This is a genomic window from Pseudoalteromonas sp. RW-H-Ap-1, from assembly GCF_048318575.1.
Lineage (GTDB): Bacteria > Pseudomonadota > Gammaproteobacteria > Enterobacterales > Alteromonadaceae > Pseudoalteromonas.
The window spans coordinates 568,251-594,166 of record NZ_CP166996.1 but is presented as its reverse complement, the minus strand read 5'-3'; the positions used below and the strand labels follow the sequence as shown (position 1 = coordinate 594,166).

Sequence of the window (25,916 nt, the reverse complement as noted above, 5' to 3'; positions counted from 1 at the left end):
TCATTTTTCTTTAACCTTCTAAACACGAGAAGATAAAGAAAAACCACTTAAGAGTGAAAGATTATGTACCCTCTTCCATCTCATTGCCTAGCATTATACAAACAATGAGCAAAGCGGCAAGCGTTTTATGTATTAAGCGTGATCGACCGCTTAACATTTAGGCAACCATTAACATTTGAACCAATAGCTGGTTAAGCACATAGCGTAATAGGTAGTATTTAGCGGCTTATTTGCTAAACTATCGCGCACATTAACAGTGAGAGTATATTTATGTCGGCTGAGTTTCCACGAGCAGGGTTTTGGCGTCGTTTTGCGTCATTGGTGTACGACACATTAGCTATTATCGCTTTTGCGATGCTAACGGTGGTATTGTATTTATTTGCTATCCAAGGACTTATTTCCCTTGATGTTATTGCCCTCAATGGCGCTGAAGATGTATCTGCACGTATTCAAGATTCACTATTACTTTCTGGTATTCGTAGCTCGCTGCTGGTGCTTGTTGGCTTGGTATTTTTTGGTTATTTTTGGACGAAAAGTGGGCAAACAATTGGTATGCGAGCATGGCGCTTAAAAGTACAAACCAACCAAGGAAGTTTAATTAGCTGGCCACAAGCTATTATCCGCAGTATCAGCGCATTACTTGGTTTAGGAAATTTAGTGGTATTAGTCGACTTTAAAAATAAAAAAGCACTACAAGATTACTTATCAAAAACCGAAGTGGTTACGCTCACCAAAGAAGAAAATAAACGCGTGTATCGCGAACTAGATTAATACTTAATCTAGTGAATTGGTATAACCTCAAGCTAAAGCATAAAAAACGCGGCACTTTTAAAAAAGGCCGCGTTTTTTATTTAAGCTTTAAGTCTAGCTACACCCGCTTATTCATCAAATAAGCTGCAAACCCAGTAAATAAAATGCTCGGTAGAACGGCGCCTACAATGGCTGGGATTTGATATACCATTACCACAGGGCCAAATATCTCATTAGTTAAGTGAAACACTATCCCCGTTACCACTCCCATGATAATTCGTGCCCCCATAGTTACGGTTCGCAGCGGACCAAATATAAACGATAAGGCAACCAACAACATCACAGCAATAGACACTGGCTGCATTAATTTACGCCATAGTGCTAAATCATAGGTACTTGTATCTTGCTCATTTTGCTGTAAATAAGCTAAATATGACCACAATCCTGAAAATGACAGTGACTCTGGTTTTACTGAAACCACGCCAAGTTTTTCACCGGTCAGCTGAGATGAGTAAAACTCTTCAGTAACTTGCTCCGTGGTAATTAGCTCTTCACTGATCAATACTTTGTTCACATCGCGCAGTAGCCAGCCATTATCACGCCCTACTGCTTCTTTTGCTTTAGTAATTTGTGTAAGTTGCAACGACTTATCAAAGTGGTACATATTTACGCCGCGCAGCATGCCATTTTGGTCAACATCTTCAATATTAATAAAGTTACTGCCATCTTTAGCCCACACGCCTTTTTGTGCATTAAATACATCCCCGCCATGAATAGCTTGGTTACGCATTTCTTTGGCGTGCAGCTGAGCAGCGGGCGCCCCCCACTCACCTAGCGCCATTACGCACAGCGCCATAAAAATTGCGGTTTTCATTACCGAGCCAATGATTTGTAAACGCGACATACCCGCGGCTTGCATTACTACCAACTCACTATTAGAAGCTAAAGCGCCTAACCCAGTTAAGCCACCAATAAGTGCTGCCATTGGGAAAAACACCACTAAATCGCCGGGCATACTATAAATGGTATATAGCAAGGCGGTCATAATATCGTAACTACCACGGCCAACCGATTTAAGTTGCTCTATAAATTTTATTAAAGTACTGATCCCCACCAACACCATTAGTGCAAATCCAGTGGTTTGCATAATGCTACGGCCTAAATACCAATCAAGCGTTTTCATCATATGTGTTGCTCCCGTTTAGTCACGACAGCCTTCAGCCAAACACCTAATGGGCGGCCTTTAATAATTAATAAACTACCTATAAATAATGCACTTAGGTGAATCCACCATAGGCCAATAGAGGGCGGAATTTTCCCATCTTCTACCGCAAACTTAGCCGCGTTGAGTAAAATGAAATACCCTAAATATAAGCTCAAAGCGGGCACTAATTTAGCAAATTTACCTTGGCGTGGATTAACAACGCTCAGGGGTACTGCTAGTAAAGTTAATAATGGGATAGATAACGGAATAGCTAAACGCCATTGCCACTGTGCAATTGCTTCTGGAGTGTTAATGGCTATTAATTCACGAGTTGGCACGGCTTCTAACTTACGACGTTGATGTTCTATTTCTTGCTCGCGAATTTGTACGCTGTAACCATCAAACTCAGTTAAGTTAAGTGAAGGCGCTTCGCCGTCAGTTTCATAGCGCTTACCATCAGTGAGCACTAACTGCTGTTCACCATTTTGCGCTTCAATAACAACGCCCTGCTCTGCATAAACTAAACGCGCTAGGTCACTTTTTTCACTATCGGGTAGTTGTGCCACAAAAACTTTGTTGAGCTCTTTGCCGCCATTTTCAATATTATGAATAAACACCACGGCTTTTTCGTTACCGGTTTGTTGAAAACGTCCAGCTCGAAGTGCAGATAAACCAGCATCAGCCTTGGCTTGCTCTTTAAGTTGATATTCTTGTTCGCTTGCCCACGGTGCAATATACAAAGTAAGTACCGCGGCCAACAACGCTAAAATGACACTTGAAATTAGCGTAATACGCACTACATACCACTCACTCACGCCACAGGCTTTAAGTACTGTCATTTCACTGTCGGCGTAAATCCGGCTGTAAGCTAAAATAATTCCTAAAAATAAGCTCAGAGGCAAAATTAACGATGCCAACTGCGGCAATTTAAGCGCAATCATGGCAAACACAAGCTTTGCTGGGATACTACCTTCTGAGGCATCACCAAGAATGACAACAAACTTTTGCGACAAAAATATGGTCATTAAAGTTAAAAATACGGCGACCTGCGATTTTAAAACCTCAGTGGTCAAATAACGGAAAATTAGCAACATTCGCCCCTGTTAAACATGGAATTTCAATTTAGTAATAAAAAACAATGAGTGAACTAGTTAATTCACTCATTTTAAATGAGTATTAAGCACATATTATAAGCCATCAATATTAATTATCCTACCTAACATCACGATATAATGTTGCATTAGTAACCCTTAAGCATATAAAGTTCAAATACACAGTAAGAGTCGAGTAAAATCTACTAATATTAGCGCTAGACCTAAAAATTTAGGTAAAAAGACTAGAAAACACATTTTTAGTCCCAACTTAGCTTCTATAGATGACTCAAAATCAGGAGTGACAATGGAATTCAACGTAAAAAGTGGTAGCCCAGAAAAACAACGCAGTGCATGTATTGTTGTTGGCGTATACGAACCACGCAGGTTATCCCCCATTGGTGAACAACTTGATAAAATCAGCGATGGTTATATCTCAAATTTATTACGCCGTGGCGACTTAGAAGGTAAGCCAGGGCAAGTATTACTATTACACCATGTACCTAATATTTTAAGCGAACGTATTCTACTCGTTGGCTGCGGTAAAGAACGCGAACTAGACGATAAACAATATAAACAAATTATTTCAAAAACTATCAACACCTTAAATGAAACAGGCTCGATGGAAGCAGTGTGCTTTTTAACTGAGCAACACGTTAAAGGCCGTGATACCTATTGGAAAGTGCGTCAAGCGGTAGAAACAACCCAAGACTGTTTATACACCTTCAATCAGCTAAAAAGCAAGAAAGTAGATCCTCGTCGTCCACTGCGAAAAATGGTATTTAACGTTCCTACGCGCCGCGAACTGACTATAGGTGAAAGTGCCATTGAGCATGGCCTAGCGATTGCTGCTGGTAGCAAATTGTGCAAAGACGTTGCCAATATGCCGCCTAATATTTGTAATCCAGCGTATCTCGGCGAGCAAGCCAAAGAACTTGAGACTAATTTTGACAACATCACTGTTGAGCTGATTGGCGAAGATAAAATGGCAGAACTAGGTATGAACTCATACCTAGCAGTTGGTCGTGGTAGTGATAACGAATCGGTTATGTCGGTAATTAACTACAAAGGCGCAGGCGATGACCAAGCGCCTATCGTATTAGTTGGTAAAGGCTTAACCTTTGACTCAGGCGGCATTTCATTAAAACCAGGCGAAGGCATGGATGAAATGAAATACGACATGGGTGGTGCTGCTGGTGTTATTGGTGCCATGCGCTCGCTTGCACAAATGCAGCTACCTATAAACGTAATTGGCGTTTTAGCCGGTTGTGAAAACATGCCAAGCTCAAACGCCTATCGCCCAGGTGATATTTTAACCACTATGTCTGGGCAAACGGTTGAAGTACTTAATACTGATGCCGAAGGCCGTTTAGTGTTATGTGACGCGCTAACCTATGTTGAGCGTTTTGAACCAGAAACCGTGATTGATGTGGCAACATTAACCGGTGCGTGTATTGTTGCTTTAGGTGCCCATGCTACGGGTTTATTAGCAAACCATAATCCACTGGCACATGATTTATTAAAAGCGTCGGAGCAAAGTGGCGATCGTGCATGGCAACTGCCATTATGGGATGATTATCAAGATCAACTAGAAAGCCCATTTGCCGACTTTACTAACTTAGGTGGCCGAGCTGCAGGTACTATTACTGCGGCCTGTTTCTTATCTAAATTTACTAAAAAGTATAACTGGGCTCATTTAGATATTGCCGGTACGGCATGGCGCAGCGGCGCTAAAAAAGGCGCAACGGGTCGCCCTGTACCTATGCTAACTCAGTATTTATTAAACCGAGCAGGCATTAGCGAAGCAACCCAGGACTAACAAACCTGTAAAAGGCTTCACAGCCCAATATAGAGTATAAAATAAGGCGCTTTTAAAGCGCCTTATTTATTGGGTATTAATTGAAGCAAACCCCGTTATATGGCAAAATCCCCTTCTTAATTTGTGTGTATTTAATAACAGCACAATCAATGTCATGGGAAATCCCGATACAATGAACATGAATGCCCAGTTTTTCATTTTAAAGCAACAAGATGAGTCATTAGCTAAAGCCGATGATCACTTTGCTTTAGCAGCTCAAATAGCTGGGCAACAGTATCGGCTTGGTCAACGCGTATTTATTTTTGTAGACAGCGAAGCAACCGCCAACAGCATTGACGAAACTATTTGGACATTTGATGCCGACAGTTTTGTGCCCCACAATTTACAAGGTGAAGGCCCAAAAGGCGGCGCACCTGTAGAAATTGGCACAACACCACCTGTTGGTAATCGTAAAGTATTAATTAACTTGGCCAATCACTTACCGGATTTTATTCGTCGGTTTAACCAAGTTTTTGATTTTGTACCCGTAGAGCCCGTAGCCAAACAAGCCGCTCGTGAGCGCTTTAAAAAACTACGCCAACTCGGTGCCAATATCACCACGCAAGATATTAATCGCTAACGCTCACTGCGTACAAAGCTAACTAACTCATTTAAGTACTTATTTAAGGTTCTGTGTAATGGATAAAACCTACAATCCGCAAGATATTGAACAGTCTCTATATCAAGACTGGGAACAAAAAGGCTACTTTAAGCCATCTGGCCAAGGCACCCCATATTCAATTATGATCCCGCCGCCAAATGTCACGGGTAGCTTACACATGGGCCACGCTTTCCAAGATACCATCATGGATACCTTAACGCGCTTTAAACGTATGCAAGGTAACAATACATTATGGCAAGTAGGTACTGACCACGCAGGTATTGCCACGCAAATGCTAGTAGAGCGAAAGCTTGCGGCAGAAGAGGGTAAAACACGCCACGATTTAGGCCGTGATACATTTATCGATAAAATTTGGGAATGGAAAAACGAGTCTGGTGGCACAATCACTAAACAACTTCGCCGCTTAGGTGCTTCTGTTGATTGGGACCGTGAACGTTTTACTATGGACGATGGCCTATCAGAAGCTGTTAAAGAAGTATTTGTACGCCTTCATAAAGAAAACCTAATTTACCGTGGTAAACGCCTAGTAAACTGGGATCCAAAGTTACACACTGCGATTTCTGATCTTGAAGTAGAAAACAAAGACAAACAAGGCCATATGTGGAACTTACGTTACCCACTGGCTGATGGCGTAAAAACGCAAGACGGTAAAGACTATATTGTTGTAGCCACTACGCGCCCAGAAACAATGCTGGGTGACTCAGGTGTGGCAGTAAACCCAGATGACGAGCGCTACCAAGACCTAATCGGTAAAGAGATTTTACTACCGATTGTTAATCGTCGTATTAAAATTGTTGCCGATGAACATGCCGATAAAGACAAAGGTACGGGCTGTGTAAAAATAACCCCTGCGCACGACTTTAACGATAACGAAGTTGGTAAGCGCCACAAGATGCCGATGATTAATATCTTCGACAAAGACGCGGCTATTTTAACCCAAGGTGAAACATACACCTTTGATGGTAAAGAACTTGAATTTGATGCGCCAATTCCTGAGCGCTTACATGGCCTGGACCGTTTTGACGCACGTAAAGCGATTATTGCTGAATTTGAAGAGCTAGGCCTACTTGAAAAAATTGAAGACCATGGCCTAACCGTTCCTTACGGTGACCGCTCTGGTGTTGTTATTGAACCACTACTTACTGACCAATGGTATGTACGTGTTGCACCACTTGCTGAACCTGCAAAAGACGCAGTTAAAAACGGCGACATCCAATTTGTACCTAAGCAATACGAAAACATGTACTTTTCGTGGATGAACGACGTACAAGATTGGTGTATTTCACGCCAGCTTTGGTGGGGTCACCGTATTCCAGCTTGGTACGATAGCGAAGGCAACGTATACGTTGGTCGTGATGAAGCAGAAGTACGCCGCGACAACAATATTGCAGATAGCGTAGCACTAAGCCAAGACGAAGACGTTCTTGATACTTGGTTCTCATCAGCACTGTGGACCTTCTCAACCCAAGGTTGGCCAGAAAATACTGATGACTTAAAAACCTTCCACCCATCTGACGTGTTGGTAACCGGTTTTGATATCATTTTCTTCTGGGTTGCACGTATGATCATGATGACGCTGCACTTTATAAAAGATGAAAATGGCAAACCACAAGTTCCATTTAAAACCGTGTATGTAACTGGCTTAATACGTGATGATAACGGCGATAAAATGTCGAAGTCTAAAGGTAACGTACTTGACCCACTAGACATGATTGACGGCATTGGCCTTGAAGACTTAGTACAAAAGCGTACTGGTAACATGATGCAGCCTAAACTTGCCGCTAAAATTGAAAAAGATACCCGCAAAGTATTTGCAAACGGTATTGAAGCACACGGTACCGACGCACTACGCTTTACCTTAGCAGCCATGGCTTCAACTGGTCGTGATATAAACTGGGATATGAACCGCCTTGAAGGCTACCGTAACTTCTGTAACAAATTATGGAACGCGAGCCGTTACGTATTAATGAACACAGAAGAGCAAGATTGTGGTTTTAACGACAGTGAAAAACAGTACTCGTTAGCTGATCGTTGGATTCTAGGTCAATATGAAGGCACGGTTAAAACCTACACCGAGCACCTTGATAACTACCGTTTTGATTTAGCCGCGAATACGCTGTATGAATTCACCTGGAACCAGTTCTGTGATTGGTACTTAGAACTTACTAAGCCGGTACTATTTAAAGGCAGTGAAGCTCAGCAACGTGGTACACGTCATACACTTATTACCGTACTTGAAAGCTTATTACGTTTAATGCACCCAATGATGCCATACATTACAGAAACGATTTGGCAACGTGTAGCACCACTTGCAGGGCTTGAAACAACAGGCACTAGCATTATGGTTCAAGGCTTCCCTGTTTATAACGCAGCAAGTGTTGATGCTAAAGCGATGGATGACTTAGAGTGGGTTAAGCAATTCATTTTAGCGATTCGTAATATTCGTGGTGAAATGGATATCAGCCCAAGCAAGCCGCTATCAGTATTATTAGCCAATGCATCGAGCGACGATGTGCGCCGTATTAACGAAAATGAATCGTTTTTAGCGTCACTTGCTAAGCTTGAAGCATTTACTTTGCTTGAAAACAAAGACGATGCCCCAGCGTGTGCAACCTCTTATGTTGGCAACCTTGAAATTATGATCCCAATGGCGGGCTTAATTGATGTGGAAGCTGAACTTGCACGTATCAACAAGCAACTTGAAAAAGCAGAGAAAGGCCTAGCGCAAGTGCAAAATAAACTGGCTAACGAAAAGTTTGTTAACAATGCACCTGAAGCGGTACTTGCTAAAGAAAATGCTAAGCTAGCTGAATTTACCGATGCTAAAACTAAGCTACTAGAGCAAAAAGTTAAAATAGAAAGCTTATAATTAAACCAGTACGAATGGCTTATGCCATTCGTAATCAGTTAATTTATAAGTATAAAAAAGCCGCTTTCTTCATTTGAAGTAAGCGGCTTTTTTGTGTCTAGACTCTAGGTTCTAGGCTCTAGGCTCTAGGCTCTAGGTTCTAGGTTCTAGGTTCTAGGTTCTAGGCAGAATTAGAATGTGTAGTTATACTGCGCGCCTAACAATACTGCATGACCTTTTGATTCAAAAGACCATTGCTGTGGTAATGTTTCGCTTTCTACTTTTTCAGTAAAGTTTTGTGTTTTACCACGTAATACGCTCACACCTAAATCAACATTTGAGTTTTCATCGATCGCATAGTTACCACCAAACGAGAACCAAAAACGGTCTGTATCAGGGATAGAAATTGATAAATGCTGTTGTGATACTGGTGATTCATCAAAGGCAAAACCAGCACGAAGCATTAAGTTTTCGCTGTACTGGTAATCGGTACCGATTGAGTAGCGCAGTGCATCAGAGAAGTCTTCTGTTTTTTCAAACGCGCTGAACTTACCACCTGTAGGTGCAGTAACTTGTGCTTCTAATGAATCAAAGCTGCTCCAACCTGTCCACAATACGCTGTAGTGAACGCCTAGTTTTTCATCTAATTGGTGAGAACCAGAGAACTCAGCAATTGCTGGTAATGTAATTTCAACTGAGCCAGGTAATTCAACTTGACCGTTCAACCCACCAGGAATAAATGAAGGTAGCTCATTCGAGTACTCACCTTCAAAAGTAATGTCTGTTTCTGTACGGTAGTTAAAACCAAAACGGCTGTTTTCACTTAGCTGATACATTAAGCCAACATTTAAGCCGTAGCCCATGTCGTCACCCTCAAGGTGAACAGCATCAGCACTTGCAGGAATAGACGCTATAGCAGCGTTCACTGGAGGTACAACACCAAACTTACGAATAATCTTCGCTTCTGCATAAATTGCATTTAAGCCGATACCAAAGCTAAACTGCTCTGAAACTTTATAAGCAACGCTTGCGTTCATGTTTACCGTAACAATTTCAGTTTCACCGGCAATTTGGCCAGCTGCGTAATCATCGTTAAACTCAGTCGCTAAGCCAAAGTTAGAAAATGCACCAAAACCAACGGATACTTTATCGTTTACTGGCATAGTGAAATAACCAGCAGGAATAATCGCGCTAGGTGCGATGCTGTCATCATCTAGTACGCTGTTATCTAAACCGTAGACATTACCTGTACCTTCAAGGCTCACGTCAGGAATTACAGCCATAGCTGCAACACTAAGTTGCTTCTCTTTAAACAACGTCATTAATGCTGGGTTACGTGCAACCACAGACGCATCGTCTGCTACAGACGCTTCACCTGCGTATGCGCGGCCTAAACCAGATACGTTTTGTTCAGCAAGCTGAAAAGCCGCTGCAAAGGTATCTGCTGAAACAAATGCCAGCGATGCCGCAATAAGAGTTTTAGTAAATTTCATTGTTGTGTCCTTAGCCAAACTCACTGTTTGGATAGCTATGTGTGTTGTTATTAGGATTTCAAACCCGCGTACACTACCTTAAATTTTTATAAAAAACTCTACTAAAACGTTAAAAAACATCAAAAAACACGTTTTTTAACTACATTTTAACAACTATTTAAAACTCATCGGAGCAGAAGTATGGTATTAGAGTATATACTCTAATGATATTAATTCTCATTTGCATTGACTTAGCTTACGTTGCAATTTACACTGCTAATAAAGTCACCAAGGGAGAAGACAGTGATCATTTTACTTATTGTTACAGCGCTTATTTTTTGCGGTATAAGTGTTTATTTTTTTATAAAGCAAATTATTGCGCGTGTACGCAGGCAGGTAAATGTGACAACCCAGTCAATCACTATTGGTTAGCAGCCATTAGTATGGCGATTATTTCTTTGGTTTTTTGCTGCTTAGCACTGCATGTAGAATTAGGCACGTTATTGTGGATAACGTTAATGGGTAATTGCTTTTTAGGTGGGTATATTTCTGCTAAAACAAACAGAAAAAGACGATGCCAAAAGGCTAAAGCAGTAGATGCTCTTTTAAAAGTCGAGGTAAGTTAATTTTATAATCAGCAGGTTTTACACTTGCTTGTATTTTTACTTCATCATTATTTAAGCTCAAATCAATATCTTTTGCAGTAACATGATGATTATGTTTTGCGTTGTAAAAAAGCTTAACTTTAGGTTTAATTGGGTTTGAATGATTCCCCTCTAGCACCAAGGCCAAACGCTCATTGGTTAACTTAACGATAGTACCCACGGGGTGAACACCTAAGCACTTTATAAATAGCTGTACTAACTCTGCATCAAATAGCTGTTTGTTTGCTAACAGATAACGCAACGCATTTATAGGCTCGTCCCCTTCTTGGTGCGGCCTATCTGCTGTAAGTGCATCGTATACATCAACAATCGCTAAAATCCGAGCAGGACGACTTATTTTGCTGTCATCTACTCCTCGAGGATAACCAGAACCATCAAGGCGCTCATGATGATTCACAATCATATCCAGCATTAAAGTGGTGATACCTTTCTCACCTTTTAATAGCCCTAAGCATTGTGCAACATGCTTTTTTATTGCCGTCATCTCATTACCCGTAACTTTGCCAGGCTTTGAGAATATTCCTTGAGGTAATTTAGCCTGCCCTAAGTCATGCATCAATGCCCCCATAGCAAGCTCTTGAACCACTTCGCGTTTATACCCTAAATACTTAGCGAATACCGCCGTAAAAATGGTGCAATTGATCATATGACGCCAGTTATAGCTATGTTTATCTTTTATGCGAGTTAAAATAGTCATAGCATGTTCATTGCGAAATACAGAGCTAACTATTTCATTACTTATCTCATTAAGTGCATCAGTATTCAGTGACAAACCTGAGGTTAAATCACCAAAAATACTTTGTAACTTTCTGTTGTGAGCATCATAACTAACGCTGGCTTTGGCAAACTCTTGTTGCAAGCTGACAACTCGCTTTTTACTGGCGGGCTTATCTTGATTTGTAGCATCGGCTTGTGGTTTTTCTTTTACTTTATATTTAGACGGTACAGCTACATCACTTTTTGTAAAATCAATAAGAAGCTCTAACACTCCTTCAGTAATTAAACGCTGAATTATAGATTTATCACGTACCAAACCGCTGGTTTTAATTTTTATACCATCCACACTCTCCTGCTGCTTCGTCACGCTATTTACGTACATGCCGGGAATGAGCTCTGATATAGGTAAGGTAACTAACATAAATGTGAGGGTTTCTATAATTAAGGGATATTTACTTTAATAGCATTATTTGGCTATAAAAGTCTAGCTTTCGATTTTAGGGTAATAATAAATTATTAATACTAAAAATCTTGCGACTGTTAATATTAAACTAAAAACATAGCACTGAATATACGCCTAACGGTGTAAATTAGATTGCTACAAGCATTATTATTTAACGAAGAATAAAAATCGCAAGCGAGTTTAAATAGCTTTAATGGTTTTTAGGGGGAGTAAAAAGTAAACGCAAATGGCGCTCTCGGTAGGGATCGAACCTACAACTCAGCCTCCGGAGGGCCACGTGATATCCATTTCACCACGAGAGCACATTTGTTGCCGCCACATCAACTCGCGATATCAATGCTTTAGCATGCGCAATAATAAAGGCATCTTTGTATAAATACCAGCATGATTCGTTTACATGTCTATAATTTAAACTAATCACTTAACAAAAGGTAAAAAAAGCGCTATTTATTTATATTCTATAAAAAAACAGTAACGCTTTAGACACATATTATCTATTATTGTCACTGAACGGATAGATTAAACATGAGGAAGTAATTATGAAGTTAATGTCAACAGAACAAGTTGCTGAGTTTTTAGGAGTTAAAGTCGAGCGAGTTAAACGCTTAACACGCGAAAGCTTACTTATTGCCAAAAGTGAAGATGCTAATGGCGAACCACAATATGACTCCGATGAAGTAGCTAAATATAAAGAGCTAGCAGCTCGATTTGGTGGGCTTTAACTCCCCATTGATGCTAAAAGCTCATCCAATTGCGCGCGCAGTTCAACAACTTTGTTGTTGATGGCGCGTTGCTCATACCAGCCTATACATAACAGCAAATAAACTACTTGGTAGCACTCAAGCTTGTGCATAGATAGGTAAAATAGCTCTGACGCCTTATATACTTGATAACCTTTAAGCAAAGCCTGTTTAGTTGAACTATCTAAGTTAAAACTAACGGCTAGCGCAGCAAGATCAAAATAAACATCGTTAGTTTGAGCGTATTCAAAGTCAATTAAATAGACGCCTTTTGGGTTAACGATTATATTTTCTTTTACTAAATCATTATGGCAAAAGCCGTGTTCTATGGGCATATTGGCAATGTTTTCTAGTACTTTATTTAAGTGCTTATCAAACTGTTTAAACACCAATAAATGCCGATAGGCTTGCAATTGTGATGCAATATCCATCGTTTGAGTATTCGTTGTATGAGCGTGTACTTTAGCCAGCTTAGCCAATAGCGGCATAGCTAAGTAAGACTCTGCAACCTCTCCCTCTACATAAGTAAAAGCCGCTCGCTTATTTTGTTTATCAAGCCAAACAGGTGCAGGGCAAACTTGTTGCTTACTAAGCTCATATTGAGCATTTAGCGCTACTTCTGGCCAACATGATTGATAACATTTTAATAAGTAAGATTGGGAGTCAGTATGTATTAAAAAGTTATCGTTACTTAAGCCATTAACCAAATGCTCTGTTGAGGTTATTTTGCTAGGTGCTAAAAACGCACTACAAATATTAACTAACTGAGAATGCTGTTTCATGAATTATAGTTGCGCCATTGGTTTTGCTTGGCTTTGCTCATACTCTTCGTACCACGTTTTAAACCCCCACGCTGCCATAACGGTATAAAATATAAAAAGCACGAGTGTTGGGTAATAACCTTTTTCGTAATACAAATACATTGATGCAGCATCAATCACTATCCAATATAACCAATTCTCGAGCACTTTTTTAGCTACTAAGTAAGTAGTGACCACTGCAAAGCAAGTAGTAAAACTATCCAGATAAGCAAAATCTGCATGGGTGTAATTTTGCATCACGTAACCAATCGCTAATGACGCCAGAGTAGTTAATACTATTAAAATGACATGTCGGTTTACAGGCCAAGATGTAATCAACCGTTGCGCTTGATTAGCTTTACCTTTTCGCCACACAACCCACCCAAACACAGCCATGTACATGTAATAAAAGTTCAGTAATGACTCCATTAGCAACGCGCCATTCCAATACATTATGGTATAAATAAACGTACTAAAAAAAGCCGCTGGCCAGCACCATAAATTCTCTTTTATAGCTAATAATAAATACGCCATTGATAAAGCCACCGCAATATACTCCCAATGCGACATGGCAGTGAAACCACTAAGTACTTGCGTTATAAATTCCATCATTATAAAACGACCGTGTTTGTTAGGAGGTTATTCGGGAGATAAATCACCCGAGATAAATTTACACACAAAGATAGCTTTACCAAATTGCTCGTAAGAATGTTTAATCTCTGTACTGATCACCTGCATTACTAAGTCATAATCACCAAATATTTGAGTCGACATGGTATTCGTGATTACTTTGAGCTCTTCATAGGCATTTACTCTGTCGATAAAGCCTTTAATAAAGGGAATATAATCTTGGTGAAGCGGGTATTTACTGATCTCTACTGATAATTTCATTTCAAACTCAACTTTTTAATTATTTGATTTCAACTAATCATTCAACGCAACTTAAATACAGTGTAAAATTACACTAACACTCAATTTAACTGAGCTTATTATGGCACGCAGAATTACCTATACTTTTAAAAATCAACCGCGCGAGATTAACTTCGCAAAAGATAAATACCACGATATGTACCAGGCTATTGCGGCTGCTGAAGGTATTGATTTAACTAACTACTTAAACATGGTACGCCAAATTGAAATGACCTCTAAAGGGTCATCAGCTGTGCGTAACTTTCGTGACCAAGAATTTGCGCGTATGGGCTTTAGCGATATTTACTTTATAAAAGAGTAGCCATACTCATTAAACTAACATCACGATCATGTCAGCAATGTAAACTTACCGCATATCTTTAATAATAAATATTATCGCTGGTACTCATAACTTACGCGCGGTGTAATATTACACAATAACTCGTAAGAAATAGTATCAGCACATTGTGCAATCTCTTCTACTGGTAACTCCGGTCCCCACATAATCACCTCATCACCCACTTCGACGTTGTGCTCATTATTACCTATATCAAGGGTGATCATGTCCATGGCTACACTACCCACAATACCGTAACGGTGACCATTTATAATCACAGGTGTGCCTTCTTTTGCATGACGTGGATAACCATCACCGTAGCCCAGTGCAACCACAGCCAACACCGTAGGTTTATCACTTTGCCAGCGGCCGCCATAACCTACTTGTTCATGTGCCCCTACATTGCGCACTGCTATTACCTTAGTGGTTAAGCGCATTACAGGCTTTAATTGATGATCTTTACCTGTGTGATTGGCCATAGGCGATACACCGTAAAGCATTAGCCCGGGTCTAACCCAATCACCATGACCACTTGGCCACGCTATAATTCCCGCAGAGTTTGATAAACAATGGGCTTGATTAACCTCTTGGGTTAAATTATCAAACAAACTTATTTGCTGCACTGTTTTAGTATTTTTTACATCATCGGCACAGGCAAAGTGAGTCATTAAATTTATTTTGTTTTGTGCATTTGGGCTGGCTTGTAGTCGCTGATAAAACATATCAAACTGCTCAGGCGCAATACCTAAGCGATGCATCCCGGTATTTATTTTTAACCAGCAATTTAAAGGCGCATCTAGCTGCGCACTTTCCAGCATTTTCAGCTGTATCGCATCATGAATAATGGTTTGAAAATTATTCGCCAATAAAATAGGTAAGTCTTCTTGATGAAAAAAACCTTCTAGCAACACAATCGGTTTTGTAAGGCCACCGGCACGCAGTGCTAACGCCTCATCTATACGCGCAACCGCAAATGCATCGGCCTCGTTTAAATGCTGCGCTATGGTGACTAAACCATGCCCATAAGCATTGGCTTTAAGTACGGCCATTACTTTACTATTGGGCGCAAAGCGTTTTACCTGTGCTAGGTTGTGTTCAAGCGCGATTAAATTAATTTCAGCAGTAGCTAAGCGCATTAGTAATCATCATCTACAGCAGGCCCCGCATAATTATCAAAGCGAGAAAATTGACCTTGGAAGGTTAGGCGTACTTTACCAATCGGACCGTTACGCTGTTTACCGATAATAATTTCGGCAATACCTTTTTCAGTACTGTCTTCGTTGTATACTTCATCACGATAAATAAACATGATCAAATCGGCATCTTGCTCAATAGAGCCTGACTCACGTAAATCTGAGTTAATTGGACGTTTATCAGCACGTTGCTCTAGAGTACGGTTAAGCTGCGATAGAGCAACAACCGGACACTGTAACTCTTTCGCTAATGCTTTGAGTGAGCGTGAAATTTCGGCAATTTCTAAGGTACGGTTATCTGACAAGCTAGGTACACGCATTAATTGCAGGTAATCGACCATGATCATACTAATACCACCATGATCACGTGCTATACGACGTGCACGTGAGCGAACATCGGTAGGTGTTAAGCCTGAGGCATCATCAACGTACATCTTGCCTTTTTCCATGAGTAATCCCATGGTTGATGAAAGGCGCGCCCAGTCATCGTCATCTAGCTGACCAGTACGTACTTTAGTTTGGTTAATTCGGCCAAGGGACGCCAGCATCCTCATCATAATTTGTTCAGAGGGCATCTCTAGTGAGTAAATAAGCACTGGCTTGTCTTGAGTCATTGCGGCATGTTCAGCAAGGTTCATCGCAAAAGTGGTTTTACCCATTGATGGACGCGCTGCCACAATAATTAAATCAGATGGCTGCAAGCCTGTAGTCATTTTATCAAGATCAGCATAACCCGTGCTCACACCGGTCACACCATCTTGTGGTGATTGATAAAGCTCTTCTATTTTATCAACGGTTTTTTCAAGTATGTTGTGAATGCTTTGTGGGCCTTCACTACTTTTTGTACGCTGCTCAGCAATTTTAAATACTTTACTTTCAGCAAAATCAAGTAAGTCGTGGCTAGTACGCCCTTCAGGATTAAAGCCCGCTTCGGCTATTTCATTGGCAACACCAATCATTTCACGAACAACGGCGCGCTCGCGAACAATACTTGCGTAAGCGTCAATATTGGCAGCACTTGGGGTGTTTTTTGCTATTTCGGCTAAATACGCAAATCCACCAATACCTGACAGCTGGTTATTTTTTTCTAAACTCTCAGAAATTGTGATTAAGTCAATCGGATCACCAATTTCAGCAAGAGCTGTCATCGCCTCAAAAATAAGCTTATGGGTACGGGTATAAAAATCCTGCGCCACAACAAGTTCAGCTACGCGATCAAATGCTTGGTTATCAAGCATTAAACCACCTAAAACAGATTGTTCAGCTTCTATTGAATGGGGAGGAACTTTAAGAGTGTCGACTTGCTTATCTGGTTTGGCCATAACTTCACAGTACTAAAATTGAATAGCTCTATTCTATCGACTTGGCGGGGCTGTGCAAATAGCAAAGCAGGAAATCTTTTCCTGCTTTTTGTTACTTGAAATAAAATAGCTAATTATTGACGTTTAAGTTCGATAACACCGCTAATAGTATTCATCTCTACGCTAGCATCAGTGCCATTAGTATTAAACTTAATTCCACTTGCTGGGCCATATTTGGCTTTTTGCACTTGATCGTTAGTTAACTGGTTGTCAATTTTACCGCCAGCGTGTGCTTCCACCTCAAATTGTGCAGATAAATCAGCAGGGAAATAAAACGCAGCGTTACCACTAACAGATTCAAAACTCACATCAGCATCACTCAGAAGGCGGTTAATTTGTACTTTAACTTCGCCATTAACGGTGCTTATTTGTAACTCTTTAATTGTATCTAAATTAAAGTTAATATCGCCATTTACGTTTTCTAAGCGAATATCATTGGCCGTCGAGTTTGATGTAATATCGCCATTAACCGCACTAAAACGAACTTCACCGCTAGATTGCTGATCATCAATCGAACCATTAACAGTTTCAAATTGAACTTTACCATTAAGTGCTTTTGCCTTGATGTCTCCATTTACAGTGGTCAGCTTAATATCGCCATTAAGATCGTTTACTGTAATAGCCCCATTAACTACATCAATTTCAGTGCCTTTTTGTAACTCTTTGGCCGTTATAGATGCATTAACACCCACAAATTCTAGTGCACTAGTTTTTGGCATAAAAATAGTGAGCGTTGAGCCATTGTTATTATTATCCCAATTAGAAAGTTCAGGCATCTTCACAATAAACTGGGTTTTATTGCCTTGTGTTTTAAGTGTGTAGCCTTGTGCCTTATCATCAAGCTCACCGGTTACTTTAAATTGGTTTTTATCCCAACCTGTTACTTTAATATCACCACGCTGGTTTTCAATGTGGATCACTCCAGCATTGGGTACCTCAATTTGCTGATCTATTTTTTCACCAGCAAGTACGGCCATGGGTAATAAAGCGATCCCTAATATTATTGCTTTCATTTATTTCTCCTAGATGTGTTGCCAACGCGGTGCGTGCACCTTGTTAATTAAGTCGAGTTGTTGTTGATAAACTTGCGCTAACATAGACAATAGCGCCTTGTTTTTCGGTTCATTTTCAAGAGTTTGCTTTATTGCTTGCTCTGCATCTTCAAGTTCTTGTAACTGTACTTGCCAGTTGTCGGTCAATGCTGCTTGGCTTTGATATTGCACTAGTAAACTTTGTTTTTGTTTAGTAAAAAACTCACTCATTGCCACTGCAGTATTTGCCTCTGATACTTTAAATAACAATACTGTGCTGACCAAAACCGCGGTAAAACATGCAGCAATGGCGGTGAGCTTTGGCCAATATTGATTAGTATTAATAGTGGGCTGATTATTAGCTATTATTGCGCGCTCAATCCCATTCCACAGTTCTTTTTTTGGTGGAATATTTTTATCTAACTGGGTTAAAGACTCATTTAAGTAGTCATCAAAATTTGTTTTACTCATTTTCATACCACTGCTTTAATAATTGCCTTGCACGATGATATTGCGCCTTACTAGATCCTACCGCCATACCTAACAGGGTTGCAATTTCCTCATGCCTGTAACCTTCTACTGCATAAAGCACAAATACCATTCTTGCGCGCTCAGGCAGCCTAATAATTAATTTATCTAGCCCATTTAATCCGTTACAGTCATGTGCAGCTTGTTCATCCATTCCGCTTTGCTCAAAGCTAATTACTTTATTAAGCCAATGTTTTTGCCTGCGCACATAACTAATAGCAATATTACTGGCGACACTATAAAGCCAAGTGGAAAACTGCGAACGTCCATCAAATTGCGCTATTTTGTTCCATACTTGCACAAACACTTCTTGGGTAGCATCTTGTGCATACTCCTCATCGGCTATAAGCCTCAGGCATAAGCCATAAACTTTTGCTTTATGCATGTCATAGAGCGCTTTATAAGCTAACTGGTCGCCGTTTTTAACTTGATCAATAAGCATTTGCTGCACTTGATCAGTTATTGGCTGATTAGCGTCCATTAACATCGCAAATTTTTCCTGTTTATAATTATGTAATTGCAATTTAACTTATAAGACGCGCAGAAGAATAGAAAGGTTTAAATGAAATAAAAAATATTTGTAAAAAATGAAGCTTTATTTTAGAAACGTGCTTAATTTTACCCACAACAAACAATTTATTGCTTTGGGTTATAAATTTTAGACACAAAAAAACCGTGCAAAGCACGGTTTTTTTTAAACTTAATTCTAAAAATTAAGCTTCAGCAATAACGATTACTTTAATAGTAGCTGTTACGTCTGAGTGTACTGCGATTGCAACGTCAAATTCGCCAGTCTCACGGATAGTACCTAGAGGTAAACGAACTTCTGATTTAGCAACTTCAACACCAACAGCTGAGATAGCGTCAGCGATGTCACGAGTACCGATTGAACCGAATAATTTACCTTCGTCACCAGCTTTAGATACCAATGTAACTTCAGCTAATGCTTCAAGTTTGTCAGCGCGTGCTTGTGCTGCAGTTAACTGTTCAGCGATTTTTGCTTCTAGTTCTGCGCGACGTGCGTCAAACGTTTCAATGTTTGCTTTAGTTGCAGGAACTGCCTTACCTTGTGGGAAAAGGAAGTTACGTGCGAAGCCAGATTTAACAACAACCTGGTCACCTAGGCCACCTAGGTTAGCGATCTTATCTAGTAGAATAACTTGCATGTTTCTACACCTTTTAAAAACGTGTTAATCCGCTGCTTACTTATGTAAGTCAGTGTATGGAAGAAGGGCTAAGTAGCGAGCACGCTTAATAGCAGTTGCTAGCTGGCGCTGGTATTTAGCGCTAGTACCTGTGATACGGCTAGGTACGATTTTGCCACTTTCTGTAACATAGTTTCTAAGAGTAGCTAGATCTTTGTAATCGATTTGTTGTACGCCTTCCGCTTTAAAGCGGCAGAACTTACGACGTCTGAAATAACGTGCCATGAGATTAATTCCTCAAATAATTCTTTCTATATGCTGAGCATGCAAAACCAATTGGCTAAGGCCGTTACGACCTTCGTGGCGATTTAAAAAACCACTCACTTGCAATGCCTGCCCAACGTGCAAATGTTGAGTCTGTTGTTGCATTTGCTTACCACTGGCAACCACCTGAAGCCTAACATAGCTATTACGGTTAAGATCTGCTTCAACTTGCATTGATTTATGTTCTACAACAAAAATACAATGCGGTATGCCCGCGGGGCTTTGGCTAAACTTGGGTGTTTTACAAACAACCCCCGATATAACCAGCTGATTCGTATATGGGCTAACCATTATAGTAACTGCTGACTACGTGCCATGCTAGGACTCAAAACAATTAAGCAGCTGGTGCTTCTTTCTTCTCTTCTCTTACAAGAGGAGACGCTTCAGTTACAGCGTTTTTAGTACGCATAACTAAGTTACGAAGCACTGCATCGTTGTAGCGGAAAGTAGTTTCTAGCTCGCTGATTACTTCAGTTGGTGCTTCAACGTTCATAAGAACATAATGAGCTTTATGAAGCTTGTTGATTGGGTAAGCCAGTTGACGACGGCCCCAGTCTTCAAGACGGTGGATAGTACCACCTGCTTCAGTGATAGAACCAGTATAACGTTCGATCATACCAGATACTTGCTCACTCTGATCAGGGTGAACCATGAATACGATTTCGTAATGACGCATGGATATTCCTTACGGTTAATAGAGCCTTCTACCGTTTCGGCCGGTCGGTTTAAGGCAAGGAATTAATAGTTTAAAAGCCGAAATGAGCGCGCATTTTACGCTTAGTAGGATAATTAAGCAAGCAGGTTTTTTAAGCTTTGATAGATAAGTGTTAAAGGTTTCGGGTTTCGGGTTTCGGGTTTCGGGTTTCGGGAAGACATTATTGGATGCTCCCTTGATATCAAAAAATAAAATAAAGATAAGTGCTTAATATTTAATGTAGACGCCGAGCTTGCTCGCGTAAAAAACATGGCTTTTAAGTACATTAGCCTATAAACAAAAAAACCGATGTTTAAACTAAACATCGGTTTTTCTTTGGCTAAAAGCTGACAGCTAAAAACTGACCGCTTGTCTTTATTACTTGCCTATCGCTTCTTTAGCGAATAGGTGTTTGATTGGGCCTAAGTTATCAACGAGTGAAAGCCCTACTCCACGAACCAGCTTTTTAACTGGGTTTGCGCCTTCAAATAACTCTTTTAGCCCTTGCATCATGGCGATGTGTTTTTGTGCGTCGAGCTTACGGGTGCGCTCGTAATCACGCAGTGTTCGCGTATTGGCAAATTCTTTTGAGTCTTTACTTAATAGCTCGATTAAATAAGCGGCATCTTTTAGACCCAGGTTCATACCCAGCCCTGCCAATGGATGAATGGTATGCGCTGCATCGCCCATTAGCACCACGTTACCATTGACCCATTGCTGGGCATAACGCATTTTAAGTGGGAACGCGACGCGCTTACTTTGCACTTCACATAAACCGCATTGGCCATCTATAGCAGCCATTACTGCTTTGTTAAAAGTAGTGTCGTCCATTGCTAGCAATTCATCGCAATGATTGGGGCTGGTTGACCACACAATTGAATGAGTATGCTCATCGCTCAGTGGTAAAAACGCTAGCGGCCCGGTTGGTAAAAACACTTGGCGTGCGGTATTTGCATGTGACTCTTTGGTTTTAACTGTCGCTACTAACGCATGGTGATCGTAATCTTTAAAGCTCAGCGCCATATTAAACTGTTTACGAATCGCTGAATTTGCGCCATCAGCCGCCACCAGCAACTTAGTAATAATAGGCTCGCCAGTTTTTAAATTAATAAATACGTCAGATTCACTTTGATGTATTTGCTGATACTCGGTATCAAACATCAGTGTGGCATTACTTTGCTGCTCAAGCTCTTTTATTAGTGCAAAGCGAATAATGTCGTTTTCAACAATGTGTCCTAAATGGTCTAGCTCAAGTTGCTCGTTATTAAAGGCTATTTTTCCAAAGCTGTCGGCATCACGAACATCCATGTGCGTATAAGCACAAGCACGCTCAGCTATTATATGTGGCCATACATTTAACTGCTCAAGCAAGGTTTGACTGGCAATACTTAGTGCACTAACTCGTAAGCCATAATCATCACTCGGTGGAGCTTGAGCTGTGGCAGCATCTAACACAACCACGCTAATATTCGCTTTAGCAAGTCCGAGCGCCAGCGTTAAACCTACGCAGCCACCACCCACTATACAAACCTGTACTTGTTTCATAAACGTGTACCTTGTTTAACTTGACCCATTAATTGTTTTGCTAATGGGGCTTTTAATGCGGGGAATAAATCCATCGAAAATAACCCAATACTGCGACCAAGCGCTAACACCCGTGATGAGTTTGAAAAAAGTCGAACCAAGGCATCTGTCAATGTCATCACAGTGTTTATATCATCACGGCGCTTAATTGAGTATTGACGAGTAAAGGCATAGCTACCTAAATTATGTTCACTGTTTGCCATTAAGTTACTCAGCACTTGTACATCTCGCAGCCCTAAATTAAAGCCTTGCCCTGCAATTGGGTGAATGGCGTGTGCTGCGTTACCTATTACCACAGTACGATGCGCCGTTAACGATTCTATTTGCCCATAAACCAGTGGATAACTGGCGCGCATACCGACTTTTATAAACTGCCCAGCACGATAACCAAAGGCAGTTTGCAGCGCACTTATAAAATCTGGCTCACTTAACGATGTATGCTGCTCAATATGCTCTTGACGCATACACCATACTAACGAATAGCGGTTATTACTCATGGGCAATAAAGCCATAGGGCCATTTTGGGTAAAGCGCTCAAAAGCCTGATGGTTATGCCCACCAGCGACTTCTATATTGGCAATAATCGCACCTTGTTCATAAGGCTGGGTATTAAAGCCGAGCTCCAATAAATTACGGGTTGGCGATTGTGCGCCGTCGGCAATCACCAACAACTTAGCACTCAGTTTTTCACTACTTTGTAATGTAAGTTCATTACTATTAGCGCTTTGTTTTATCGCTGTTACGCTATCTGGGCAAAAAAGCGATATGTTTGATTGCATTAAGCGCTGATGCAGCGCTCTGCCAAATGGGTTTACCTCTACTACATAACCTAATGAGGGTTTTGCAAACTCCTCACACTCTATATAGGTTTTACCAAAATGCCCCTTGTCTGACACACTCACTTTTTTTATGGCCGCAGCATAGGGAGCGTTCATTTCAAATAAATTGAGGCTTTGTAAATACTCTACCGATTGCTGGGCAAGTGCGATGCTTCTGTCATCAAAGCTTGGGTGATAATCAGTGGTTACTTGATTTGCTTCAATTACAGCAATATTTAAGCTGGGATTTTTTTACTTATACTCAGAGCACAACTTGCGCCGACTAAACCACCACCAATTACTACAACATCAAACTGCTTAGCCACTTTTATCTCCAAGCTTATGCGTTTTTAGCGCTTTGCATTAGCGCTTCTATTTCACTAATTGTTTTAGGCACGCTAATGGTTAAGTTGTCGTGACCTGAATCAGTTACTAATAAGTTATCTTCAATACGAATACCTGTACCTTGGTATTTTTGAGGCGCATTTGAGTCTTTACTAATATACAGCCCGGGCTCAATGGTTAGCACCATACCCGGCTCTAAGACACGCTCTTGGTTATTAACCTTGTAATCGCCCACATCATGAACATCAAGTCCTAACCAGTGACCAAGGCCATGCATGTAGTATTCTTTACAGGCACCTTGTGCCATTAACTCATCAAAATCGCCGGTTAAAATACCTAAATCGAGTAACCCTTGGGTTAGTACTTGCATAGCGAGTTTATTTGCCTGAGATAAAAGACCACCGGGTTTTATTTCGCTAAAAGCGACTTCTTGCGCTTTGAGTACAATATTATAAAGCGCAGCTTGCTCAGTGCTAAATTTACCGTTAACGGGGAAAGTACGGGTTATATCAGCGGCGTAGCCTTGTAGCTCACAGCCTGAATCAATCAGCACTAAGTCGCCATTGTTCAATACATCGCTATTTTGGGTGTAGTGCAAAATATTGGCGTTATCGCCACTGCCGACAATAGTGCCATAAGCAGGATGTGGCGCCCCATTCATTGCATAGTGATGATGAAGCTCTGCCTCTAGTTGAAACTCGGTTGCGCCAACGTGGGGAAAACGCATGGCTCGCATGTGCGCTCGAGCACTTATTTCACAGCCCTCACGCATAATGTTAATTTCGCTTGGCGATTTAAATAAGCGCATTTCATGCAATAAAGGGCGAATATCTTTAATTGTGCTCGGTGCTGCATCCCCTTTTTTAGGAGCGCTGCGCAAAGTGTTAAGCATTGAAAATACTTTGCCGTCAAAGGCAGGATACGTCCCTTGTGCATAAAATAAAATCTGTTGGCCGTTCACCAAATTCAATAATTGTTCATTTAGCTCACTAAGTGCATAAGTTTTGTCGAATAAGTATTCGCTTTGTGCTTTTTCAAAACCAATTCGCCTGCCGTGCCATACTTCTGCAAGTTTGTCCTTATCTAAACAAAATAATAGCGAAGGCGTATCACTGTTCTTACAAAGCACCAACACGGCATCGGGTTCGTTAAAACCAGTTAAGTAAAAAAAGTCACTGTCTTGTCGAAACGGATAATGAGTATCACGGCTACGCGTGAGCTCTATTGCAGCGGGAATTATCGCAATACTGTTATTATCCATTGCCGCCAATAAACGCTCGCGGCGCGCTTTAAACTCTGACTTTTGTATTTCAACCATTAATAACTAACCCATTACTTTTATTGTGTTGCTCAATTAATGCAGTGTTTTTTTGTTGCTTTGTGGATTTTGCTCTTTGCCTAGCTCAGCAAAACACAGTAGTGCCGATACGCGTACGTACTCAATCACTTCATGCAGTGCTTGGCTATCTTCTTCGGTTTCTTCAAAGGTTGTGTCAAGGCGCGTAATTTCGCTAAAGTCGCTAATCACTTCTTTTACATCTGCCGACAGCTTGCCATAGTCTTTTTGCTTTAAGCCAAAACCCAACATAAACCCAGCTACCCATGATACGAGCCCGTTAGCCTGATCGATGAGTGTTTCGTCATCACTAGGTAAAAATAAGTCAAATTGAAACTCTTCGTTATTAAAACTTTCAACAACTTGTTGATAAACTTTACCAAAAAACTGTTTTAAATCGTTGCTAAACGACTCGCCATCATTAAATACGTCGCTCAGTAAGCCTAAGTATTCTTTATCGTCAATGCTTAGCCCACAAGCAAGTAAACCGCTAATAACGCCATGCGCTTCTGCGGGTGATACAAATATTTCGTTTTTTTCTAAAAGTAGTTGGGCTTTTTCGTAACCTGGTAAATCGTTCATAATCAAGTCTTCGCTTTGCTAGTTAAAGCAATGCTACCACTCGATAAAAAGCAACTCCAATTAATTGTATGATCAAGCTCAAAAACCACGCAATAAAGTAAACAGTGAGTTAAAGATGCAGAAAAACTAAGCGAACAGTTGAATTTTTTACGATTGGGGTTTAAGGATTGGAATATGTCTTATATACTAAATTTGTTCCCTGGGGTGCAGGAGCTTGGTTAAGTCCCTGAGCCGATAAATTTTATACCAGGATTTTTGTTCGTTTACTATTGTGCAAGCTCGGCATGTACCGAGAAGCCTACGGTAAACCGCAGATTTCCGCCCTGAAACCTCAAGGTTTCAGGACTGACACCGGGCACCGCATTCTCGGGGAACACCTTCCTTTATAGTTTAGGTTTTCAAGCATTTCTTTATAACTAAATATTCCCTATCTTTCGTCTTTAAATATATCGAACTGCGGCTCCACAGCCCGATATTAAACTTATTTCTAACACCTATC

At 40.7% G+C, this 25,916-nt stretch carries 25 protein-coding genes, 1 tRNA gene, 1 other RNA gene and 2 pseudogenes; 8 read left to right on the top strand and 21 right to left on the bottom strand.

Translation table 11 applies throughout. The features are described 5' to 3' along the window. The first annotated feature begins 270 nt into the window (after positions 1–270). A complete protein-coding gene (locus tag AB8618_RS02790; protein ID WP_138571397.1) occupies positions 271–771 on the top strand; it encodes an RDD family protein in 501 nt (166 codons plus the stop codon). Between the two features lie 97 nt (positions 772–868). On the opposite strand, the gene lptG is transcribed toward AB8618_RS02790, so the two are convergent. Both lptG and lptF read right to left on the bottom strand, forming a co-directional pair. Then, positions 869–1,936, bottom strand: a complete 1,068-nt coding sequence (gene lptG / locus AB8618_RS02785) for an LPS export ABC transporter permease LptG (RefSeq protein ID WP_008466816.1) — start codon at positions 1,934–1,936, stop codon at positions 869–871. After that, positions 1,933–3,045 carry an LPS export ABC transporter permease LptF gene (gene lptF, locus AB8618_RS02780; protein WP_413402929.1) on the bottom strand — a complete coding sequence of 371 codons (1,113 nt, stop codon included), beginning with the start codon at positions 3,043–3,045 and terminating at the stop codon, positions 1,933–1,935. The genes lptG and lptF overlap by 4 nt, the downstream gene beginning before the upstream one ends. Positions 3,046–3,352: 307 nt before the next feature. Here lptF and pepA point away from each other — a divergent pair, with 307 nt between their 5' ends. The 3 genes from pepA to AB8618_RS02765 all read left to right on the top strand — a co-directional run bounded on the left by pepA (position 3,353) and on the right by AB8618_RS02765 (position 8,394). Further along, positions 3,353–4,864: a leucyl aminopeptidase gene (gene pepA / locus AB8618_RS02775; protein WP_054202239.1), complete on the top strand. Its 1,512-nt coding sequence runs from the start codon at positions 3,353–3,355 to the stop codon at positions 4,862–4,864. A 172-nt stretch (positions 4,865–5,036) separates the two neighbouring features. Continuing rightward, positions 5,037–5,483, top strand: a complete 447-nt coding sequence (locus AB8618_RS02770; RefSeq protein WP_008112488.1) for a DNA polymerase III subunit chi — start codon at positions 5,037–5,039, stop codon at positions 5,481–5,483. Between the two features lie 58 nt (positions 5,484–5,541). Next, positions 5,542–8,394 (top strand): valine--tRNA ligase, encoded by a 2,853-nt coding sequence (locus tag AB8618_RS02765; protein ID WP_413401313.1) that lies wholly within the window; start codon positions 5,542–5,544, stop codon positions 8,392–8,394. Between the two features lie 170 nt (positions 8,395–8,564). On the opposite strand, the gene AB8618_RS02760 is transcribed toward AB8618_RS02765, so the two are convergent. Then, on the bottom strand, positions 8,565–9,866 hold the full coding sequence (locus AB8618_RS02760; protein ID WP_413401312.1) for an outer membrane protein transport protein: 1,302 nt from the start codon (positions 9,864–9,866) through the stop codon (positions 8,565–8,567). 282 nt (positions 9,867–10,148) lie between these two features. Between AB8618_RS02760 and AB8618_RS02755 the strand changes: the two are divergent. Further along, positions 10,149–10,471, top strand: a pseudogene (locus AB8618_RS02755) (hypothetical protein). Here the strand turns inward: AB8618_RS02755 and AB8618_RS02750 are convergent. Continuing rightward, on the bottom strand, positions 10,431–11,648 hold the full coding sequence (locus tag AB8618_RS02750) for an HD-GYP domain-containing protein (RefSeq protein WP_413401310.1): 1,218 nt from the start codon (positions 11,646–11,648) through the stop codon (positions 10,431–10,433). The pseudogene AB8618_RS02755 and the gene AB8618_RS02750 sit on opposite strands and share 41 nt — an antisense overlap. 269 nt (positions 11,649–11,917) lie before the next feature. Beyond that, positions 11,918–11,992 (bottom strand) — tRNA-Arg (locus AB8618_RS02745). Positions 11,993–12,229: 237 nt separating this feature from the next. On the opposite strand from AB8618_RS02745, the gene AB8618_RS02740 reads away from it, so the two are divergent. Beyond that, a complete protein-coding gene (locus tag AB8618_RS02740; protein WP_138605246.1) occupies positions 12,230–12,412 on the top strand; it encodes a helix-turn-helix domain-containing protein in 183 nt (60 codons plus the stop codon). Here the strand turns inward: AB8618_RS02740 and AB8618_RS02735 are convergent. The 3 genes from AB8618_RS02735 to AB8618_RS02725 are packed head-to-tail and all read right to left on the bottom strand — an operon-like array spanning position 12,409 to position 14,121. Further along, entirely contained in the window at positions 12,409–13,212 is an 804-nt protein-coding gene (locus AB8618_RS02735) for a phosphotransferase family protein (RefSeq protein WP_413401309.1), read from the bottom strand. The genes AB8618_RS02740 and AB8618_RS02735 overlap by 4 nt on opposite strands. A 3-nt stretch (positions 13,213–13,215) precedes the next feature. After that, on the bottom strand, positions 13,216–13,839 hold the full coding sequence (pnuC, locus tag AB8618_RS02730; RefSeq protein WP_413402927.1) for a nicotinamide riboside transporter PnuC: 624 nt from the start codon (positions 13,837–13,839) through the stop codon (positions 13,216–13,218). A 30-nt stretch (positions 13,840–13,869) separates the two neighbouring features. Continuing rightward, entirely contained in the window at positions 13,870–14,121 is a 252-nt protein-coding gene (locus AB8618_RS02725) for a hypothetical protein (RefSeq protein ID WP_008110382.1), read from the bottom strand. A 100-nt stretch (positions 14,122–14,221) separates the two neighbouring features. Here AB8618_RS02725 and AB8618_RS02720 point away from each other — a divergent pair, with 100 nt between their 5' ends. Continuing rightward, positions 14,222–14,461 carry a DUF2960 domain-containing protein gene (locus AB8618_RS02720; protein WP_004588463.1) on the top strand — a complete coding sequence of 80 codons (240 nt, stop codon included), beginning with the start codon at positions 14,222–14,224 and terminating at the stop codon, positions 14,459–14,461. 71 nt (positions 14,462–14,532) lie between these two features. Here the strand turns inward: AB8618_RS02720 and alr are convergent, their stop codons facing one another. The 13 genes and pseudogenes from alr to AB8618_RS02655 all read right to left on the bottom strand — a co-directional run bounded on the left by alr (position 14,533) and on the right by AB8618_RS02655 (position 25,417). After that, positions 14,533–15,612 carry an alanine racemase gene (alr, locus tag AB8618_RS02715; protein ID WP_413401308.1) on the bottom strand — a complete coding sequence of 360 codons (1,080 nt, stop codon included), beginning with the start codon at positions 15,610–15,612 and terminating at the stop codon, positions 14,533–14,535. After that, a complete protein-coding gene (gene dnaB, locus AB8618_RS02710; protein ID WP_010390854.1) occupies positions 15,612–16,991 on the bottom strand; it encodes a replicative DNA helicase in 1,380 nt (459 codons plus the stop codon). The genes alr and dnaB overlap by 1 nt, the downstream gene beginning before the upstream one ends. Before the next feature lie 113 nt (positions 16,992–17,104). Further along, positions 17,105–18,043 carry a DUF4097 family beta strand repeat-containing protein gene (locus AB8618_RS02705; protein WP_413401307.1) on the bottom strand — a complete coding sequence of 313 codons (939 nt, stop codon included), beginning with the start codon at positions 18,041–18,043 and terminating at the stop codon, positions 17,105–17,107. A 9-nt stretch (positions 18,044–18,052) separates the two neighbouring features. Continuing rightward, positions 18,053–18,538: a hypothetical protein gene (locus AB8618_RS02700; protein ID WP_413401306.1), complete on the bottom strand. Its 486-nt coding sequence runs from the start codon at positions 18,536–18,538 to the stop codon at positions 18,053–18,055. Next, complete coding sequence (locus AB8618_RS02695; RefSeq protein ID WP_413401305.1) at positions 18,525–19,076, bottom strand: RNA polymerase sigma factor; 552 nt, start codon at positions 19,074–19,076, stop codon at positions 18,525–18,527. The genes AB8618_RS02700 and AB8618_RS02695 overlap by 14 nt, the downstream gene beginning before the upstream one ends. Positions 19,077–19,302: 226 nt before the next feature. Then, positions 19,303–19,755, bottom strand: coding sequence for a 50S ribosomal protein L9 (rplI, locus tag AB8618_RS02690; RefSeq protein ID WP_008110407.1), 453 nt, complete (start codon positions 19,753–19,755; stop codon positions 19,303–19,305). Positions 19,756–19,791: 36 nt separating this feature from the next. Then, entirely contained in the window at positions 19,792–20,019 is a 228-nt protein-coding gene (gene rpsR / locus AB8618_RS02685; protein WP_002962753.1) for a 30S ribosomal protein S18, read from the bottom strand. A 12-nt stretch (positions 20,020–20,031) separates the two neighbouring features. Continuing rightward, on the bottom strand, positions 20,032–20,349 hold the full coding sequence (priB, locus tag AB8618_RS02680; protein WP_008466122.1) for a primosomal replication protein N: 318 nt from the start codon (positions 20,347–20,349) through the stop codon (positions 20,032–20,034). 43 nt (positions 20,350–20,392) lie between these two features. Further along, entirely contained in the window at positions 20,393–20,734 is a 342-nt protein-coding gene (gene rpsF, locus AB8618_RS02675) for a 30S ribosomal protein S6 (RefSeq protein ID WP_008110420.1), read from the bottom strand. A gap of 396 nt (positions 20,735–21,130) precedes the next feature. Next, positions 21,131–22,297, bottom strand: a complete 1,167-nt coding sequence (locus tag AB8618_RS02670) for an FAD-dependent monooxygenase (RefSeq protein WP_413401304.1) — start codon at positions 22,295–22,297, stop codon at positions 21,131–21,133. Then, positions 22,294–23,480 (bottom strand): annotated as a pseudogene (gene ubiH, locus AB8618_RS02665) (2-octaprenyl-6-methoxyphenyl hydroxylase). Before ubiH ends, AB8618_RS02670 begins: the two are co-directional and overlap by 4 nt. 14 nt (positions 23,481–23,494) lie before the next feature. Beyond that, positions 23,495–24,817, bottom strand: a complete 1,323-nt coding sequence (pepP, locus tag AB8618_RS02660; protein WP_413401301.1) for a Xaa-Pro aminopeptidase — start codon at positions 24,815–24,817, stop codon at positions 23,495–23,497. Between the two features lie 36 nt (positions 24,818–24,853). Then, positions 24,854–25,417, bottom strand: coding sequence for a UPF0149 family protein (locus AB8618_RS02655; protein WP_413401300.1), 564 nt, complete (start codon positions 25,415–25,417; stop codon positions 24,854–24,856). A 193-nt stretch (positions 25,418–25,610) separates the two neighbouring features. Between AB8618_RS02655 and ssrS the strand changes: the two genes are divergently transcribed. Further along, a non-coding RNA gene (gene ssrS / locus AB8618_RS02650) (6S RNA) lies at positions 25,611–25,794 on the top strand. Positions 25,795–25,916: the final 122 nt, after the last annotated feature.